This is a genomic window from Peribacillus sp. 05N428, from assembly GCF_056397085.1.
Genome location: NZ_JBFTMS010000022.1, coordinates 42,009 through 57,368, shown reverse-complemented (window position 1 = coordinate 57,368; position 15,360 = coordinate 42,009). Strand labels below are relative to the sequence as shown.

At 40.9% G+C, this 15,360-nt stretch carries 16 protein-coding genes and 1 pseudogene; 8 read left to right on the top strand and 9 right to left on the bottom strand.

Going from position 1 to position 15,360, the window contains the following annotated elements:
* Window positions 1-238: 238 nt before the first annotated feature.
* The 3 genes from moaA to AC1DIV_RS19005 form a co-directional block, all read right to left on the bottom strand.
* Window positions 239-1,252 carry a GTP 3',8-cyclase MoaA gene (moaA, locus tag AC1DIV_RS19015; protein WP_063596475.1) on the bottom strand — a complete coding sequence of 338 codons (1,014 nt, stop codon included), beginning with the start codon at window positions 1,250-1,252 and terminating at the stop codon, window positions 239-241.
* A gap of 107 nt (window positions 1,253-1,359) precedes the next feature.
* Entirely contained in the window at window positions 1,360-1,668 is a 309-nt protein-coding gene (locus tag AC1DIV_RS19010) for a metal-sulfur cluster assembly factor (protein WP_034314562.1), read from the bottom strand.
* Window positions 1,669-1,756: 88 nt separating this feature from the next.
* A complete protein-coding gene (locus AC1DIV_RS19005; RefSeq protein WP_340875254.1) occupies window positions 1,757-2,545 on the bottom strand; it encodes an alpha/beta fold hydrolase in 789 nt (262 codons plus the stop codon).
* 215 nt (window positions 2,546-2,760) lie between these two features.
* Between AC1DIV_RS19005 and AC1DIV_RS19000 the strand changes: the two genes are divergently transcribed.
* The 3 genes from AC1DIV_RS19000 (at window position 2,761) to AC1DIV_RS18990 (ending at window position 4,023) form a co-directional block, all read left to right on the top strand.
* Window positions 2,761-3,576 (top strand): Cof-type HAD-IIB family hydrolase, encoded by an 816-nt coding sequence (locus AC1DIV_RS19000; RefSeq protein ID WP_323597948.1) that lies wholly within the window; start codon window positions 2,761-2,763, stop codon window positions 3,574-3,576.
* Between the two features lie 103 nt (window positions 3,577-3,679).
* Window positions 3,680-3,832, top strand: a complete 153-nt coding sequence (locus tag AC1DIV_RS18995; protein ID WP_164468789.1) for a hypothetical protein — start codon at window positions 3,680-3,682, stop codon at window positions 3,830-3,832.
* A complete protein-coding gene (locus tag AC1DIV_RS18990; protein ID WP_034314570.1) occupies window positions 3,832-4,023 on the top strand; it encodes a DUF3813 domain-containing protein in 192 nt (63 codons plus the stop codon). Before AC1DIV_RS18995 ends, AC1DIV_RS18990 begins: the two co-directional genes overlap by 1 nt.
* Before the next feature lie 49 nt (window positions 4,024-4,072).
* Here the strand turns inward: AC1DIV_RS18990 and AC1DIV_RS18985 are convergent.
* Window positions 4,073-4,321, bottom strand: a pseudogene (locus AC1DIV_RS18985) (KGG domain-containing protein); the annotation flags it as partial.
* Between the two features lie 135 nt (window positions 4,322-4,456).
* Window positions 4,457-5,299 carry a YitT family protein gene (locus AC1DIV_RS18980; protein ID WP_048686881.1) on the bottom strand — a complete coding sequence of 281 codons (843 nt, stop codon included), beginning with the start codon at window positions 5,297-5,299 and terminating at the stop codon, window positions 4,457-4,459.
* A 156-nt stretch (window positions 5,300-5,455) separates the two neighbouring features.
* Here AC1DIV_RS18980 and AC1DIV_RS18975 point away from each other — a divergent pair, with 156 nt between their 5' ends.
* From AC1DIV_RS18975 to AC1DIV_RS18955, 5 genes are all read left to right on the top strand, one after another.
* Window positions 5,456-6,322: a DegV family protein gene (locus AC1DIV_RS18975; RefSeq protein ID WP_340875251.1), complete on the top strand. Its 867-nt coding sequence runs from the start codon at window positions 5,456-5,458 to the stop codon at window positions 6,320-6,322.
* 68 nt (window positions 6,323-6,390) lie between these two features.
* Window positions 6,391-6,522, top strand: a complete 132-nt coding sequence (locus tag AC1DIV_RS18970; protein ID WP_072272565.1) for a DUF3941 domain-containing protein — start codon at window positions 6,391-6,393, stop codon at window positions 6,520-6,522.
* Between the two features lie 103 nt (window positions 6,523-6,625).
* Window positions 6,626-7,117, top strand: coding sequence for a YajQ family cyclic di-GMP-binding protein (locus tag AC1DIV_RS18965; protein ID WP_057275837.1), 492 nt, complete (start codon window positions 6,626-6,628; stop codon window positions 7,115-7,117).
* A gap of 237 nt (window positions 7,118-7,354) precedes the next feature.
* On the top strand, window positions 7,355-8,230 hold the full coding sequence (locus AC1DIV_RS18960; protein WP_048686877.1) for an SDR family oxidoreductase: 876 nt from the start codon (window positions 7,355-7,357) through the stop codon (window positions 8,228-8,230).
* Window positions 8,231-8,360: 130 nt separating this feature from the next.
* A complete protein-coding gene (locus AC1DIV_RS18955) occupies window positions 8,361-9,140 on the top strand; it encodes an MBL fold metallo-hydrolase (RefSeq protein WP_340878466.1) in 780 nt (259 codons plus the stop codon).
* A 37-nt stretch (window positions 9,141-9,177) separates the two neighbouring features.
* On the opposite strand, the gene AC1DIV_RS18950 is transcribed toward AC1DIV_RS18955, so the two are convergent.
* The 4 genes from AC1DIV_RS18950 to AC1DIV_RS18935 form a co-directional block, all read right to left on the bottom strand.
* Window positions 9,178-10,221: a LacI family DNA-binding transcriptional regulator gene (locus AC1DIV_RS18950; RefSeq protein ID WP_034314582.1), complete on the bottom strand. Its 1,044-nt coding sequence runs from the start codon at window positions 10,219-10,221 to the stop codon at window positions 9,178-9,180.
* A gap of 329 nt (window positions 10,222-10,550) precedes the next feature.
* The gene (locus AC1DIV_RS18945) at window positions 10,551-12,200 is read right to left on the bottom strand and encodes a glycoside hydrolase family 13 protein (protein WP_127777117.1); all 1,650 of its coding nucleotides are present in this window, start codon (window positions 12,198-12,200) and stop codon (window positions 10,551-10,553) included.
* Window positions 12,201-12,279: 79 nt separating this feature from the next.
* Window positions 12,280-13,815, bottom strand: coding sequence for an alpha-amylase family glycosyl hydrolase (locus tag AC1DIV_RS18940; protein ID WP_477577187.1), 1,536 nt, complete (start codon window positions 13,813-13,815; stop codon window positions 12,280-12,282).
* Between the two features lie 150 nt (window positions 13,816-13,965).
* Window positions 13,966-15,225 (bottom strand): extracellular solute-binding protein, encoded by a 1,260-nt coding sequence (locus AC1DIV_RS18935; RefSeq protein WP_477577185.1) that lies wholly within the window; start codon window positions 15,223-15,225, stop codon window positions 13,966-13,968.
* Window positions 15,226-15,360: the final 135 nt, after the last annotated feature.

The following is a 15,360-nucleotide window of genomic DNA, read 5'->3' as shown; positions in this document are numbered from 1 at the left end:
CCTTTCCCATAAAAAGCAGCAATACATAAAGCCTTAATGATCTTAATAATGAATGGAATTTATTTCAGACTAATCCATCCTTAGGACCATTGAATTATTTTCATTACCTTGTATCCTAAATAAAAATGCATAAAAAAAGTATAAACATGGATTTCGCCATTGACCGGCATCATGTCCTGACAACTATACAAAAAAGGGATGGCATAGCTGCCATCCCTTAATTTTTCATTCGGACGGATTATCCGCCAATGAATGACATTTCGATTTTTTCCTGTTTCTTCACCGTTCCCGCTGCCCGCTCATCCGAATAGCGGTCGTCCCTACGGTTCCAAAGTGAAATGATGAACCCTGTCAATTCTTCATCGGTCATGTCGGAACGGAGCAATGACTTCAAGTCATGTCCCTTTCCATTAAACAGGCATGTATATAAACTTCCATTAGCAGAAAGACGTGCACGTGTACAACTTGAACAAAAAGACTCGGAAACCGAGGTAATGAAGCCTACTTCTGCAGTAGTGCCCTTATAGCGGAAGCGTTTTGCGACCTCTCCAAAATAATCTTCTTCAACTGGTTCTAGGTCGAATTCGGTTTGGAGCATTGCAAGCAGTTCTTTTTTCGTAATGACATTCTTTAACTGCCAGCCATTTGTATGCCCGACATCCATGAATTCTATATAGCGTAATTGAAGGCCCTCATCTTTACAAAATCGGGCCATCGGCAGGATTTGAGATTCATTGGTTTCTTTTTTGACTACCATATTCACTTTAACGCCAAGCCCTGCTTCTTTAGCAGCAGCGATGCCTTCAATAACGGGCTTTATGCCGATATCCCTGCCGTTCATCTTCTTGAAAAGATCGTCATCGAGGCTGTCCAAGCTGATATTCACCCTCTGCAAACCAGCTTCCTTCAAATTTACGGCATGTTTTTTCAAGAAGACCCCATTCGTGGTCAGTCCAATATCTTCAATACCTTCAATTTTAACGAGATTTGAAATCAAAGTGGTAAGATCTCTTCGGAGTAATGGTTCCCCGCCAGTCAACCTTAGTTTTTTTACCCCTAAGCCTGCGAAGATTTTAGAAAGCCTTACAATTTCCTCATAAGATAATAGCTCACTTTTAGGCAGGAACTGAAAATTCTCGTGAAAAATTTCAGCAGGCATGCAATACTGGCAGCGAAAGTTACAGCGATCTATGACTGAAATCCTTAAATCCCTTAGTGGCCTGTCCAATGAATCTTTAATTTGACTGTTCAATTAACCACTCCTAGCCGAAAGTATTAGAAAAAAACCAGAGCATAAAAAGTGGCTCCTTGAATGGGTTCACTTTTTTTGACTGGCTTTTCATTTCTATTACAGAGTTATTATTTGATACCTAATGCAATTTTAGCATATCTGGACATTTTGTCTTTCGTCCATGGCGGACTCCAGACTATCTTCACGTCCGTTTCCTTGACCTCGGGGATATCTTCCAGAACCAATTTAACTTGATCGACAATCGTCCCAGCCATCGGACAGCCCATTGCTGTCAATGTCATCGTAACGGTGGTCAGACCTTCCTCATCCATATCCACATCATATACCAAGCCTAAATTAACGATATCTATACCAAGCTCAGGGTCAATGACCTGCTCCAAAGCTCCAAGAATAATGTCTTTTGTATCTTGATCCACTTCAATCACTCCTTTTATGGAAAATCTCTAGTTTGTCGCTTTCATCATTATGTCCATATAAGCATCATAACAGATTTTGAGTGAGTACTTAAGCATTTTGCACAGCAGACAGTAAATGTTTCGCGAACCAGTCCGCTGTCTTAAGCACTCCTTCTCTGCTGACCTTATGCCCAGCCTTAGGGTCAAGGATAAAATCAATTTTTTCATCTGCCTTGTCATACCCTGCTTTGACCCCTTCATAAAAACGGTATGCATGCTGATAAGGTACAACCGGATCTTTGGCACCATGCCAAAAAAGAAGCGGTCGGTCGCAAAGCTTATCCTGATTAAGACTCAAATCAAATGGCTTAAGCTGTTCAATCACCTTCGCAACTTCCTCATCAGTAGCTGGGAAATCAACTTTCCTTTTCTTAATCTCCTCCATTTGGAGCTCTGCATACGCGACATATGATGGGTTCCCCATTAAACTGACTCCGGCGGAAATCCATTCATAAGCAGCAAGGGCCCCATTAGTAACTATTCCCCCCATTGAAGTACCTGCCACGCCAATTCTGTCGGGATCAATCAATTTTCGGGATAATAAATCATCCTTCAGCAAAGATAAATCCTGGATTGTTTGTAAAACCATTTCCCAAAAACGGGGCATCATTTGAGAATCACTTAAACCGGCTCCCCTTTCCCCATGATGAATCACATCGGGTAGAAGCACACGAAACCCCTTTTCAGCCAATAAATAAGCATAGTGCAGATTATGTTCTTTTGCACTTTGAAAACCATGTATAAAAATAATAAGCGGCAATTCCTGATTGAAAGTGGTTTGTTCCCCTAAGTGCAAGACAGGAATTTGTCCAATTCGTTCTTTTTCAATTATTATCAAGTTAACCCCTCCGATAATTTGTTCCGGTCTTTTCAATCCATTATCAAAATGGAATTCATTACCTTTAAATCTGAGCTTCGCTTTAATTATCATAATCCTGGATATAGTAATATCATACAGGAATGCATAAAGAATGAAAAAGATTTACATTTACTTTAAAATAGGCTTAACAATATTTGCATATAATGAAATCAAAAAGAACAGAAGGTGTGTACATGACTGAGAAACATTTAATCGTATTGGATCTTGATGGTACTTTACTTACAGATAACAAAACAATTTCTTCAAGGACTAAAAAAACACTCCTAAAACTTAAAGAAGATGGACACGAGGTTATGATCGCCACCGGGCGCCCCTTTCGCTCAAGTGAACTTTATTACCGGGAACTGGGGCTGACTACACCAATCGTTAATTTCAATGGCGCTTTCGTCCATCACCCATTACATACAAGCTGGGGGGTATACCACTCTCCACTGGATATAAATGTTGCGAAAGAAATTGTCGAAGCGTGTGATGAGTTTACATATCATAACATCATCGCTGAAGTCCGGGATGAAGTTTATGTCCATTATCATGATGAAAAGTTGATGAACATGTTCAATCTAGGAAATCCGATCATGAAGACAGGTGATTTACGCAATTACCTTCAGGATTCCCCAACTTCGATGCTGATTCACACAGATAGTGAATTCGTAGGGCAGATTCGCCAGCATCTATCCGATGTCCATGCAGAATTGGTCGATCACCGCCGCTGGGCAGAGCCTTTTCATATCATCGAAATAATAAAAAGCGGGTTAAGTAAAGCAGTAGGGCTAAAACGCGTATCCAACTATCTGGAAATTCCTCAAAACAGGATAATCGCTTTCGGTGATGAAGATAATGATTTGGAAATGCTCGAATATGCGGGAACCGGGGTGGCCATGGGAAATGCGATCTCACCAGTAAAAACGGTAGCAAATACGACGACATTGACGAATGAAGAAGATGGTATAGCCGTCTTCCTCGAAGAAAAATTCAATATGAAAGCCTAATTCGTCATTTTTTACCTTCATAATATTCAACTTTCAAGCCAAACTAATATGGACAACAGATTTATTCCGTTGTCGACAACGCTCAGAATCGGAGGAGATAAGAATGGGTAAAAGCAGTAAATCTAAACGATTTGTACAGCAGGGCAAAGAAAGTGTTGCCAGGCATGCCGAAAAAATCCCTTATCACACTACGTTTGAAGAGGCAGAAAAAGACAGGTTAAGAATTATGTCTGAACAAAGCTATGGTGGCTTCTAATGGGAAACAAATTATTCCAAAAGGCTAGGGAATTTGTTGAAGAAGCTCTCCACTCTGAGCATGACGGTGACCAGCATAAGACAGAGGAAATCGCTAAAAACGCTCTTTCATCAGCCTTTGCCAATACGAACGAGGCTGAAAAAGAACAATTGCGAGAACTCCAGCAAGAGCTGGAAAATCACTCTAAATAATGTGAAAGCCTCCAGGGATTCCTGGAGGCTTTCGCTTTGTTTTTCATCAATTGTTATTTCGTGCCTTACCGCCTTTTTCACCGATCTCCTTATAAAAATCTTTACCATGGGAATCAGCAGTGGCTTCCCCGCCCTTTTGTCCAATTTCCTGATAGAATTCCTTATCATGATTATCCGAAGTGGCTTCTCCGCCCTTTTGCCCAATTTCCCGGTAAAAATCCTTGTCGTGATTTTTAGAAGTGGCTTCCCCGCCTTTACGGCCTGCTTCCTGCCTGCTCATTTTTTCGTCGTTAGCCATTTTAATCACTCCTTCATAAGATTTTAAATTGGCGCTACAGTATTAGAATTAGCCGTTTTGTACAGGCAATAAACTTAAAACGCCGAAATACCTCCTTTTGTAATAGAAGTGTAATGGCCTTGATTTTTATTAATATCATTCCCTGCGGAAAGTCCCAACAATTCCTGACGTTTCTATGATGTTTGTGAATGCGTGTGGATCAACTTCCTTGATGATCTTTTCAAGGTCATACAGTTCATACCTTGTAATGACAATCAATAACATTTCCTTAGTTTCGTTAGTGAATGCACCTTTTGCGGGAACTCTTGTAATTCCGCGAACTAATTTAGCATGGATTGCCTGTTTAAGCTCTTCGCTTTTCTTTGTAATGATCATGGCCGTAAGCTTTTCATGACGTGTATGTATCGCGTCCACGACACGGGTCGATGTATAAAGGGTAACAAGTGTATACAAAGCTTTTTCCGGTCCATAAACAGCACCTGCCGTTACAATGATCACGCCATTCAGCAGAAATAAATAAGTCCCTACAGGTTTATCCTTCTTCCGTGAAAGAAGCATGGCGATAATATCCATTCCGCCAGTCGATGCTCCGTATTTCAAGGTGATCCCTACACCAACTGCAGCTATGACTCCGCCAAATACCGCATTCAATAATATGTCAGGTGACCAGCGTGTAATCGGGATGATTTCCATAAAAAAGGACATCAAGGCAACGCTGAGGAAACTATAAAAGGTGAAAGACTTTCCTACCTTTCGCCAAGCAATGATCGTTACTGGAATGTTCAATAAAAGCAAGAGAATACCTGTCGATACATTAAAAGGAGCAAAAGATCCAATCATCCTTGATAGAAGCTGGGCCACTCCGGTAAATCCGCTTGCATATACGTTTGCCGGTATTAGAAAAAAGTTCATTGCGATGGCATTAAGCAATGCCCCGACCACAACTATGATAATTTTCTTCATTTCACCACTGTACATCCTAAAAACCTCCATTTCACCCTTATTCTATTATCTTTTTACCCTTAATTATTTATTCTATTTACGTAGAGATTGAATTTTTACCGTTACGTGCTACACTAAAAAGTAGAGTGACCACTCATTTTCTAAAATTTGTAAAAAGAAAGCAGGTGTATTATGGCTATCACAATTTTTGCAGATAGTGCATGTGATTTGCCGTTGTCTTTCTATAAGGAAAACAATGTTTCATTAATCCCTTTACAAGTCCATCTTGACGGGGAAACTTATGAAGATTTACTTACCATTAATTCTCACGAAGTCTATCAGGCGATGCTTGAAGGAAAAGCCCCGAAAACATCGCAAGCTTCTCCAGAATACTTTATAGAACTTTTCACACAGTTTGCCAAGGAGAAAAAACAAGGGATATATATAGCCTTTTCCTCTGAGTTATCAGGAACCTATCAAACGGCAGTCATGATTCTTAATCAGGTGAAGGAAGAGTACCCTGACGTTGACATTGATATCGTCAATACAAAATGCGCTTCCATGGGCGTCGGTTTAATTGTAAAGAAAGCAGCCGATCTGGCAGCAAACGGTGCCACTAAAGAAGAAATCCTGGCTGCCATAGAATTCCAAACCCGGCATATGGAGCATCTATTCACTGTAGACAACCTTGAATATCTGGCCCGTGGCGGCCGCATCTCCAAGACATCTGCCCTTGTTGGCGGTTTATTAAACATTAAACCGTTATTGCATGTTGAAGATGGGAAGCTTGTTCCGCTTGAAAAGATACGCGGCAAAAAGAAATTGATCAAACGTGTAATCGAATTAATGCACGAAAGAGGCAAAAACTTAACTACCCAAACGATTGCCATCAGTCATGGGGACGATGAAGCAACGGCCCTGGAATGGAAGGAAGCCATCCAAAATGAATTCGGGACAACCGACTTCATGATCCATACAATTGGCTCCGTCATCGGTGCGCATGCCGGCCCTGGCACAATTGCCCTCTTCTTCTTAAACGATACCCCTGAGAAATCATAAACATACATACTCCCTTCCATAATTGTGAACAATATATATTGATCAGATAATGGAAGGGAGTTTTCACTATGTCCAAAACAACCGATGACAATAAAAGGCCAAAAGATAACCAAGCGAGAAATGCTGAAAAAAATATCGCATATCAGGAAAACCTTGCTGCAGGTAAGCACTCCTATTCGAAGAAAACGGACCATAAATGAAGCGCGGGGCTTGTCCCCCCGCTTTTTTAATATCGTTTATATAGTTGTCTTCCTATCATACTTTCTCTATAATAAAGGAAATAAACCCTGCTGGAGGTAAGTGATGGCAAAGGAAAATTCATTTGATATTGTTTCGAAAGTAGACTTTTCAGAGGTAACGAATGCTGTTACCATGGCTATGAAGGAAATACAGACACGCTATGATTTTAAAGGGAGCATAAGCAGCATCACCATTGATAAAGAAGACTTGGTTTTAGTATCCGACGATGACTATAAGCTCGAACAGCTGAAGGATGTTCTCATCAGTAAACTCATAAAACGTGACGTACCCGTCAAGAACCTGGATTATGGCAAATTGGAAGGAGCTTCTGGCGGGACCGTTCGCCAACGGGCCAAGTTAATTCAAGGCATCGATAAGGAGCAAGCAAAAAAGATCAATACCATCATTAAAAATAGCGGCCTTAAAGTGAAAAGCCAGATCCAGGATGATCAAATCCGGGTTACAGGTAAGAACCGGGATGATTTACAAGGAATCATTTCCGCGATTCGGGGCGCTGATCTATCCATTGATGTACAATTCTTAAATTACCGCTAAGTATGAAGGCCTCACCTGCTTTGGGTGGGTCTTTTTTCATTTGTTTCAACTGCCTCCATCAGCGCTCATCCTCCTCTTTTTCTTATGAATCGCCTTCATGGAACATGGAAAGACTAGTCATGTTCCCTTCAGTTAAAACATAAACCAAAATCTTTATGGGTATTTTTTCCATGTTTTCTTTTTCCTAAAAGAAGGAATAGAAAAAGCGTAGATAATTAAATGGGAGGCGTTTATATCTTGACTACTCAAAACCAAAATCAGAACAAACAAGGATTTCCACCTCAACATCAGCAGCATCAACCTGGATTGGAAACAAAAATGGAACCGAATCCTGATTCAGTTAAAGCTGCCTACAAAGGAAGCGGCAAATTAAAAGGTAAAACGGCAATCATAACGGGAGGAGACAGCGGAATCGGAAAATCAGTTGCCATTTACTACGCTAAAGAAGGAGCGAATGTGACAGTTGCATACCTGGATGAACACGAGGATGCCAAAGCGACAAAAGAATTGATCGAAAAAGAAGGCCAGAAATGTTTACTCATTTCCGGTGATATCGGTGATGAAGCCTTCTGCCAGGAAGTCGTCAAAAAAACGGTTGATGAATTTGGCGGTTTGGACATCCTAGTCAACAACGCCGGAGAACAGCATGTGCAGACAAGTATCCTGGACATTTCAGCTGAACAATTGGAAAAAACGTTCCGCACGAATATTTTCTCGATGTTCCACTTAACTAAAGCTGCATTGAAGCACCTTAAAAAAGGAAGCAGCATCATTAATACAACCTCTATCACAGCCTATCAGGGCAACCCAAAACTAATCGATTACTCTTCAACAAAAGGTGCAATACTTGCATTTACAAGAGCCCTGTCGAACTCCATTTCAAAAGATGGCATCCGAGTGAACGGTGTGGCTCCAGGCCCGATCTGGACACCGCTGATTCCTGCCTCATTCGGCGAAGAGGATGTTGCCAAATTCGGACAGGATACTCCAATGGGCCGTGCAGGTCAGCCTGAGGAATTGGCACCAGCCTATGTATATTTGGCAAGTGATGATTCATCCTATGTCAGCGGACAAGTCATCCATGTAAACGGCGGAACCGTTGTAAACGGATAAGGCCTTGCCTTTTTTCCAAAAGCAGTGGATTTCACAAATTGAAATCCACTGCTTTTACTCTTTCAGAAAGGATATTTCCGGTTAACGCGGAATATATGAGTGGGAAGGAGTGGAGGCATTTTTGAAAAATATTGTAGATCCATGGTTCACCGTTCAGGGATTGGACACAAAAACGTTTGCAATCAGTGAATATGGTCATTGGGAGAAAGTTCATTCCTTTTTATTACTTGGTGAGACCCGGGCTGCGTTAATCGACACAGGGTTAGGCATCGATTCGATTAAGCGGATTACAGACCAGCTTACCGATCTTCCGATCATCGTCCTGACCACACACGTTCATGCGGATCATATTGGCGGTCACGGTGATTATGAAACGATTTATGTTCATGGTGATGATGCCAATTGGCTGATTAACGGCATTGAAGGTTTGTCCTTGGAACAAATAAGAAAGAACATGGCCCGGGATATCACATTACCCATACCCGAATCATTCAATCCTTCTACATACAAGCCATACCAGGGGTACCCTGATAGGCTCTTATCGGATGGCGATACGATCGATCTCGGGAACCGCCGTTTAAGCATTTATCATACCCCTGGTCATTCACCTGGCCACATTTCAATTTTGGATGATGAAACAGGTTATTTATTTACTGGCGACCTGCTTTATTCAGATACTCCCGTTTATGCATTTTATCCCTCGACAAGTCCTGAAGACCTTGTGAACTCGTTGGAAAAGATCACAAAGATCAAGGCAGTCTCCAAAATCTATGGCGGACACAACCAACTAGGCCTCGAACCAAAGATCCTTGATGAAGTCCTTGCAGCCATTCAATATCTTAAAGAGAATCATTTGGTCAAACACGGAACGGGAGTACATGCATTCAAAAGTTTCAGCGTACATTTCTAGATAAAAAAGGCATTGCTTTTACGCAATGCCCTCTCGTTCAATAAGTCATGGCCATTGCACCTTGCTTGATCGATCTGCAGGAATGCCTTTCCACAAAATGATGTGGAATGATGGTCCCGGCAGGAGCATCTCCAGTCTGCAGCATATGAATGATGCCCTTAGCGGCCTGATATCCCAAATCAAAAATATTAATATCTACGGAGGTCAGGGCTGGTAATGACAGTTCAGAGAAAAGAACGTTATTGAAGCTGACGATTGACATTTCTTCAGGAGTGCGCACGCCCATCTCGCGAAGTGAATGCACGATGCCAAGTGCCATGAGATCATCACTGACCACCAAAGCGGTAGGTGGTTCATCGATGGATAGTAACCTTTTTGCAGCGGCTTGTCCCCCTTCATGTAAAAAATCTTCATGCAGGGTATATTCCATCCTTCGATCGATTCCAGCCCTCTCCAATGCCCGTTCATATCCTGATAAGCGATCAATGGTCATCATAAGGGATTCATCACCTCCGATAAATCCAACCCTTTCATGTCCTAGCTTTATGAGGTAATCCGTTGCCTGTTCGGCAGCCAAGACATTATCGTTATCAACATATGTTATCTCCTCGATGTAATCATAGGGTTTCCCAATGATCACAAATGGAAAATCCCTTTCCCTCAAATAGGTCAGAATGTGATCGTTCATCCTTGAATACATCAGGATTATTCCATCCACCATCCCCCCCTGCACCATATTCACTACTCCTTCGTAGATTTCATCTTCTGTTTTTCCCGTGCTTAACAACAGGGAATAATGGTTTTCCTGAGCTCCCTCACTTAGACCCTGGAGGATCGTAGGAAAAAAGGGATTTTGATAATAATCATTTGACGAACTTGGCATTACCAAGCCAATGATCCTGGTCGATTGATTGGCAAGACTACGTGCAATGAAGTTTGGATGGTATCCTAATTTAGTCATCGCCTTACGTACCCGTACCTTTGTTTTTTCACTTATCCGAGGATTGTTTGCAATCACTCGAGAAACTGTTGAAGGAGCAACATTCGCTAGCTGTGCCACATCTTTTATTGTGATGGCCATGCATTTCCCCTCTCCCTTCTTAGCCTTTATTGACTTCATTTTAAAAAAGGTGAATACCAATAAACACTTCTCTAATATTCGTTTTATATTTATACATTTTGTATGTATTCATAATACACTCAGTTCAATAGTTATATCCATACTTTTTTTAATGTTTATTTAATTTTTCAGAAAATACTCACTTTTCCGTTTTTTTCATCTAAGATTAAAATCCAAAAAGAAGCTGATGGATAATCAGCTTCTTGAAAAACGACAGGTCTATTGGAAATTAAGAAGTCAGACGACTAACTACATAGGTTTTAGGCTAATTTCCAATCAAGTCCATAGAATCAATAACGATAAATCCTCGTTTCATATGGACGTAAATCAATAAGGGGCACCTCAGGACAATCCTCATAATTAGCAAGCAAAAGTTCCATTTTACCCCAATAAGAAAGGTCGATTTGATGGTGATTCATACTAAAGTTACATACTACCATAACTGAATTATCATTCATGTTTCTTGTATAAATATAAAGTTCGGGATGATCTTCCCATAATAACTCATATTCCCCATAAACAAGGACCTGATGTTTTTTTCGAAGTTCAATCATCTTTTTATAAAAATGATAAATGGATGACGGGTCATTTTTCTGCTGTTCTACATTAATGGCGCGATAATTTGGATTAACCCTCATCCAAGGGGTTCCATGAGTGAATCCGCCATTTTCAAGATCATTCCATTGCATCGGTGTTCGTGAATTATCACGGCCGCTATGCCATATAATGTTCATGATCTCATCATGAGGTCGACCTTTCGAGGTCTCTATCCTATAAAAGTTTTTCATTCCGACATCATCATAATCATCAATCGAATCAAATTGGACATTTGTCATGCCAATTTCCTGACCTTGATAAATAAAAGGTGTCCCTTGCATGAAAAAGTAAAGGGCCCCTATCATTTTTGCGCTTTCCAACCAATATTGATGATCATTTCCCCAGGTGGATACACTTCTCGGCTGGTCATGATTTTCAAAAAACAAAGCATTCCATCCTTTGTTTTTCAGCCCCTTTTGCCATTTGGTCATCGTTCGCTTTAGCCCTTGAACATCAACAGCGTGATTCTGTCCCCTATTCCAAAGACCAAGATGTTCAAATTGAAAGATCATATTGAACTTCCCATTCGATTCCCCGACCCATTCTTCCGCCTGCTCTATCCTGACGCCATTGGCCTCACCGACCGTCATGATATCATACTTAGAGAAAGTCTCTTCTTTCAACTCCTGAAGGTAATCCAGAATCCCGTCCTGATTGGTATGCATTTCAAACGCAGGTACATACTGATGCCAATAAGGATTGGGCATATCCGGAAGGCCTTCGCGCTTATGAATATGCGTGATCGCATCAATCCGGAAGCCATCGATTCCCTTATCGAGCCACCAATTGACCATTTCATATAATGCCTTTCGCACATCAGTGTTTTTCCAGTTTAAGTCTGGCTGCTTTTCGGCAAATAGATGTAAATAGTATTGATTGGTCCTTTCATCGAATTTCCAGGCACTTCCGGAAAAGATGCTTTCCCAATTATTAGGCTCACGGCCGTCCTGCCCATCCCTCCAAATATACCAATCCCGTTTCGGATTATCGCGGGAAGAACGTGACTCGACGAACCAAGGGTGCTCATCACTTGTATGATTCAAAACAAGGTCGAGTATCACCTTCATCCCACGCCCGTGAACATCTTTCAATAACAGATCAATATCTTCGATTGAACCGAATTCATCGGAAACTGCTTGATAATCACTAATATCATAGCCATTATCCGCATTGGGCGATTTATAAAAAGGACAAATCCAAATGACATCTATCCCTAATTCCTGCAGATAGTCGAGCTTTGAAATCAAACCTTTTATGTCTCCGACTCCATCACCATTACTATCCATGAAACTGCGCGGGTAAATTTGATAGCAAACCGCTTCTTTCCACCAGGTCTTATTCATGCTGTAACCTCCCGATCCTGTTTTCCACAAAGCCTTAGGGACAATGTTTGGCGGCTACCGACAATCGAGAGGTATATGATTATTTTGGTTGATTCCGTTTTGAACGTTTAATAACCAAAGCAATGAATATACCAAAAATGAGAAGAACCAATCCTATGACTAACAGGTAAGGAATATTAATAATCGACTTAGGTGACAGCGTATAGACTTCTGTCGTCTCCCTGTCGATTACGATAGAGTAGCTGTTGTCCTTACTGCGGACCAGATCCCCATTCAGCATACCTCTCAACTCTTTATTGCTTTCAAGTTCCTTATCAGTAAGGTTTATCGTTTGAGTTTCAGTCGTATTGTTCATGGCGACGACAATCGTTTCTTCACCATATACACGCTTGAATACCGAAGCTCCACCTTTTTCATATAAAAGCTCCATATCCCCTTTTACCAATGCTGGGTACATGTCTCTAAGATCAGAAAGCTTCGTTATATATTCCACCAATTCCTGTTCTGTCTTAAAATTCATCAACTTATGATTATCCGGGGCAATATCGCCGTTCAAGGCAATTTCCGATCCATAAAATACGATTGGCACCCCTGGCATCGTATATAGATACGACAGGGCCATTCTCCATCTGGAACCTGGATTTTCGTTATGGTCGGCTGCATCCTTTGTAAACCGGGGCATTCCCTCTGTATCCATGAACAAAGCCTGATGGGCATTGCCCCCTAATTTATCTTCGCTTTTCGCAAACGCATTAAAAACAGGTTTCAATTCCTTATCGGGCGCAGCAAATGCTTCACGTAGCTCAGCATTCTGCGGATAAGCCATAAAAGCATCGATACCCGTCTCCTTGTAGCTTGAGATCAATTTCGCATCACCTTGAACATCGCCGATTGTATAGAAATTTGATTTTTCAGATTTGACTGCATCCACAAATTCCTTCCAAAAATCTTTTGCTACGTATTGGACTTTATTTATACGGTATCCATCAATATCGGTTTCCGTTATCCACCATTTGGCAGCATCAAGTAAATATTTCCTTGTTTCCTCATTATCTTGATTCAAATCGGGAAGACCATCAACCCACCCTGTTTCCAAATCCGTTTGGCTACCATCCTTGGAAATCTTTTTTTCTTCATGGAACCATTCTTGTTTTTTTGGATCGTTAAGCCACGCGGAATCAGGGCCCACATTATTTGCTTGAAAATCAATGATCACCTTCATATCGCGTTTATGTGCCTCGTTCACGAGTTTTTTAAACTCTTCCATTGTCCCATAGTGTTTATCCGTTTTATAAAAATCGGCCACCCAATCGCCATGATAGCCATTTGCATCATTAGCGAATATCGGTGAAAGGATAATAGCGGTATAACCCATATCTTTTAAATAATTCAGTTTCTTCGTGACACCTTCGAAATCCCCACCATTAAACGTGGAAGGATCATTAACGTTCGCATCTCCATTATTTTGGGTATCCCCATCGAAAAATCTGTCGACCAATAATGAATATACGATTTCATCCTTCCAAGTTCGTTGTTCTTTTTCAGCTGCTCCTACTGGAATGGCGTAAAAAAGAAGCAACGGAATTAAAGCGAGTGATAACGCTCTTTTTCTCATATCCGTTCTCCTCCTAGCTATCTCTTTACGCCTTTAAGATTAGCCTTTTGACCCCTTAACGTCAAATCCAATTTATAAAAAACTTTACACTTAAGGGACAAACTGGGGATACTGGTTATGGTTACTGAATTGGAAAAGAGCCGAACACGGTTAACGCTCTTTTTTTATCTTCTTGACCGCTTTATCCAAAGCCCTTTTTGGTTTTGCTTTTTGAGTGGTCATTTCATCCATGGCTGAATTCATCGGTCCCCATACTTTATTCATTTCCGGAATATTCGGCACTGGTTCAGCGTATTGTAATTGTATGCTTAAGGCTTGTGCCCTTTCATTTTCTTTGATTGCGGCACTGTGTTTAATTGATTTATTAGGTGGAAATTCCCCTGTTAAATCAAAACGCTTCATTGCATTATCATCATTAGTCAAATATTCAACTAACTTCGTAGACCAATAAGGGTGTTTTGTGAATGCTGTTACATGCCAGCCTTTGATTTCCATGAACGTTTTCATTGGCTGACCATTGGGCAATTCTGGCATGGGGGCAATTCCTGTATCCTTTCGCTCGGTAAATGAGTTCGCGTCACTCATGATAGAAGCCAATTTCCCTTGTAAAAACAACTTCTCGATTCCTGCCTTGTCGCCTTTAGGAATCAAACCCGCCCTATACCATTTTTGGATGTACGCTGCCCCTTTTATGGAACCCTTATTATTCAAACCAATGTCGGAAGGGTCTAACTTTCCATTCTTATCTTTAAATATATAACCTCCCATTCCAGCCATTACTCCATACGAATCATGGAAATCATTCCACTTGCCATAGTAACCATGCACGTTACGCTTTCTTAATTCCTTCGCCATTTTATAAAGGTCATTCATCGTCTCAGGAGCTTTAGCCATCAATTTTTTATTATAAATGAAGACGGAGGTGGTTACGGACTTTGGCAATCCAAAAACCTTATCTTGATACATCTCCCCCCTAATTGAAGGTTCAATGAAGGCATTCAATACCTCATCTTTCACCTTCACTTCCTGAATTAAGCCTTCCTTCACGATTTGCCCGACTTTTTCATGGGAAAAAGTTACGACATCCGGTGCCTTTCCATTTCCGATTGGCCCATCTCGACGAAGTCGCTCATACATCCCGGTAGCCATTTCAAGCTCTTCATGCTCAACTTTGATTCCATATTCTTTTTCAAAGGCTTCAATCACCGGCTTTAGGGCCTCCGCTTTACCTTCTTCCTCCCAAATGATCAATTTTTCCGGCTTCGCTTCATTGCTGGCTTCGTCTTTTTTCTTATCTTCTTTCACTGCTTTATTTTTATTTTCTAAATCTGAACTGGATCCGCAAGCACTTACACTAACAATCAATAATATGGACATGAACAAATGAAAAATCAGCTTCTTCACTTTCATTCTCCTTTTTGCAATGTTTATTCTATCATGTCCAAAAGCACCAAATAATACTGTTTTTCAGTTCAGTACTTCAAATAAAGCCAATTGATGAAAGCGATGCCAAAGCTATTGTTATCATTATATGAACGGCTTTGA

What these genes read in the sequence shown, in the direction of transcription:
- AC1DIV_RS18940 (WP_477577187.1), bottom strand. Translation starts at nt 13,815, where the DNA reads ATGAGAAAAAGAGCGTTATCACTCGCTTTAATTCCGTTGCTTCTTTTT.
- AC1DIV_RS19000 (WP_323597948.1), top strand. Translation starts at nt 2,761, where the DNA reads ATGACTGAGAAACATTTAATCGTATTGGATCTTGATGGTACTTTACTT.
- AC1DIV_RS18935 (WP_477577185.1), bottom strand. Translation starts at nt 15,225, where the DNA reads ATGAAAGTGAAGAAGCTGATTTTTCATTTGTTCATGTCCATATTATTG.
- AC1DIV_RS18950 (WP_034314582.1), bottom strand. Translation starts at nt 10,221, where the DNA reads ATGGCCATCACAATAAAAGATGTGGCACAGCTAGCGAATGTTGCTCCT.
- AC1DIV_RS18990 (WP_034314570.1), top strand. Translation starts at nt 3,832, where the DNA reads ATGGGAAACAAATTATTCCAAAAGGCTAGGGAATTTGTTGAAGAAGCT.
- AC1DIV_RS18965 (WP_057275837.1), top strand. Translation starts at nt 6,626, where the DNA reads ATGGCAAAGGAAAATTCATTTGATATTGTTTCGAAAGTAGACTTTTCA.
- AC1DIV_RS18995 (WP_164468789.1), top strand. Translation starts at nt 3,680, where the DNA reads ATGGGTAAAAGCAGTAAATCTAAACGATTTGTACAGCAGGGCAAAGAA.
- AC1DIV_RS18980 (WP_048686881.1), bottom strand. Translation starts at nt 5,299, where the DNA reads ATGTACAGTGGTGAAATGAAGAAAATTATCATAGTTGTGGTCGGGGCA.
- AC1DIV_RS18975 (WP_340875251.1), top strand. Translation starts at nt 5,456, where the DNA reads ATGGCTATCACAATTTTTGCAGATAGTGCATGTGATTTGCCGTTGTCT.
- AC1DIV_RS18970 (WP_072272565.1), top strand. Translation starts at nt 6,391, where the DNA reads ATGTCCAAAACAACCGATGACAATAAAAGGCCAAAAGATAACCAAGCG.
- AC1DIV_RS18945 (WP_127777117.1), bottom strand. Translation starts at nt 12,200, where the DNA reads ATGAATAAGACCTGGTGGAAAGAAGCGGTTTGCTATCAAATTTACCCG.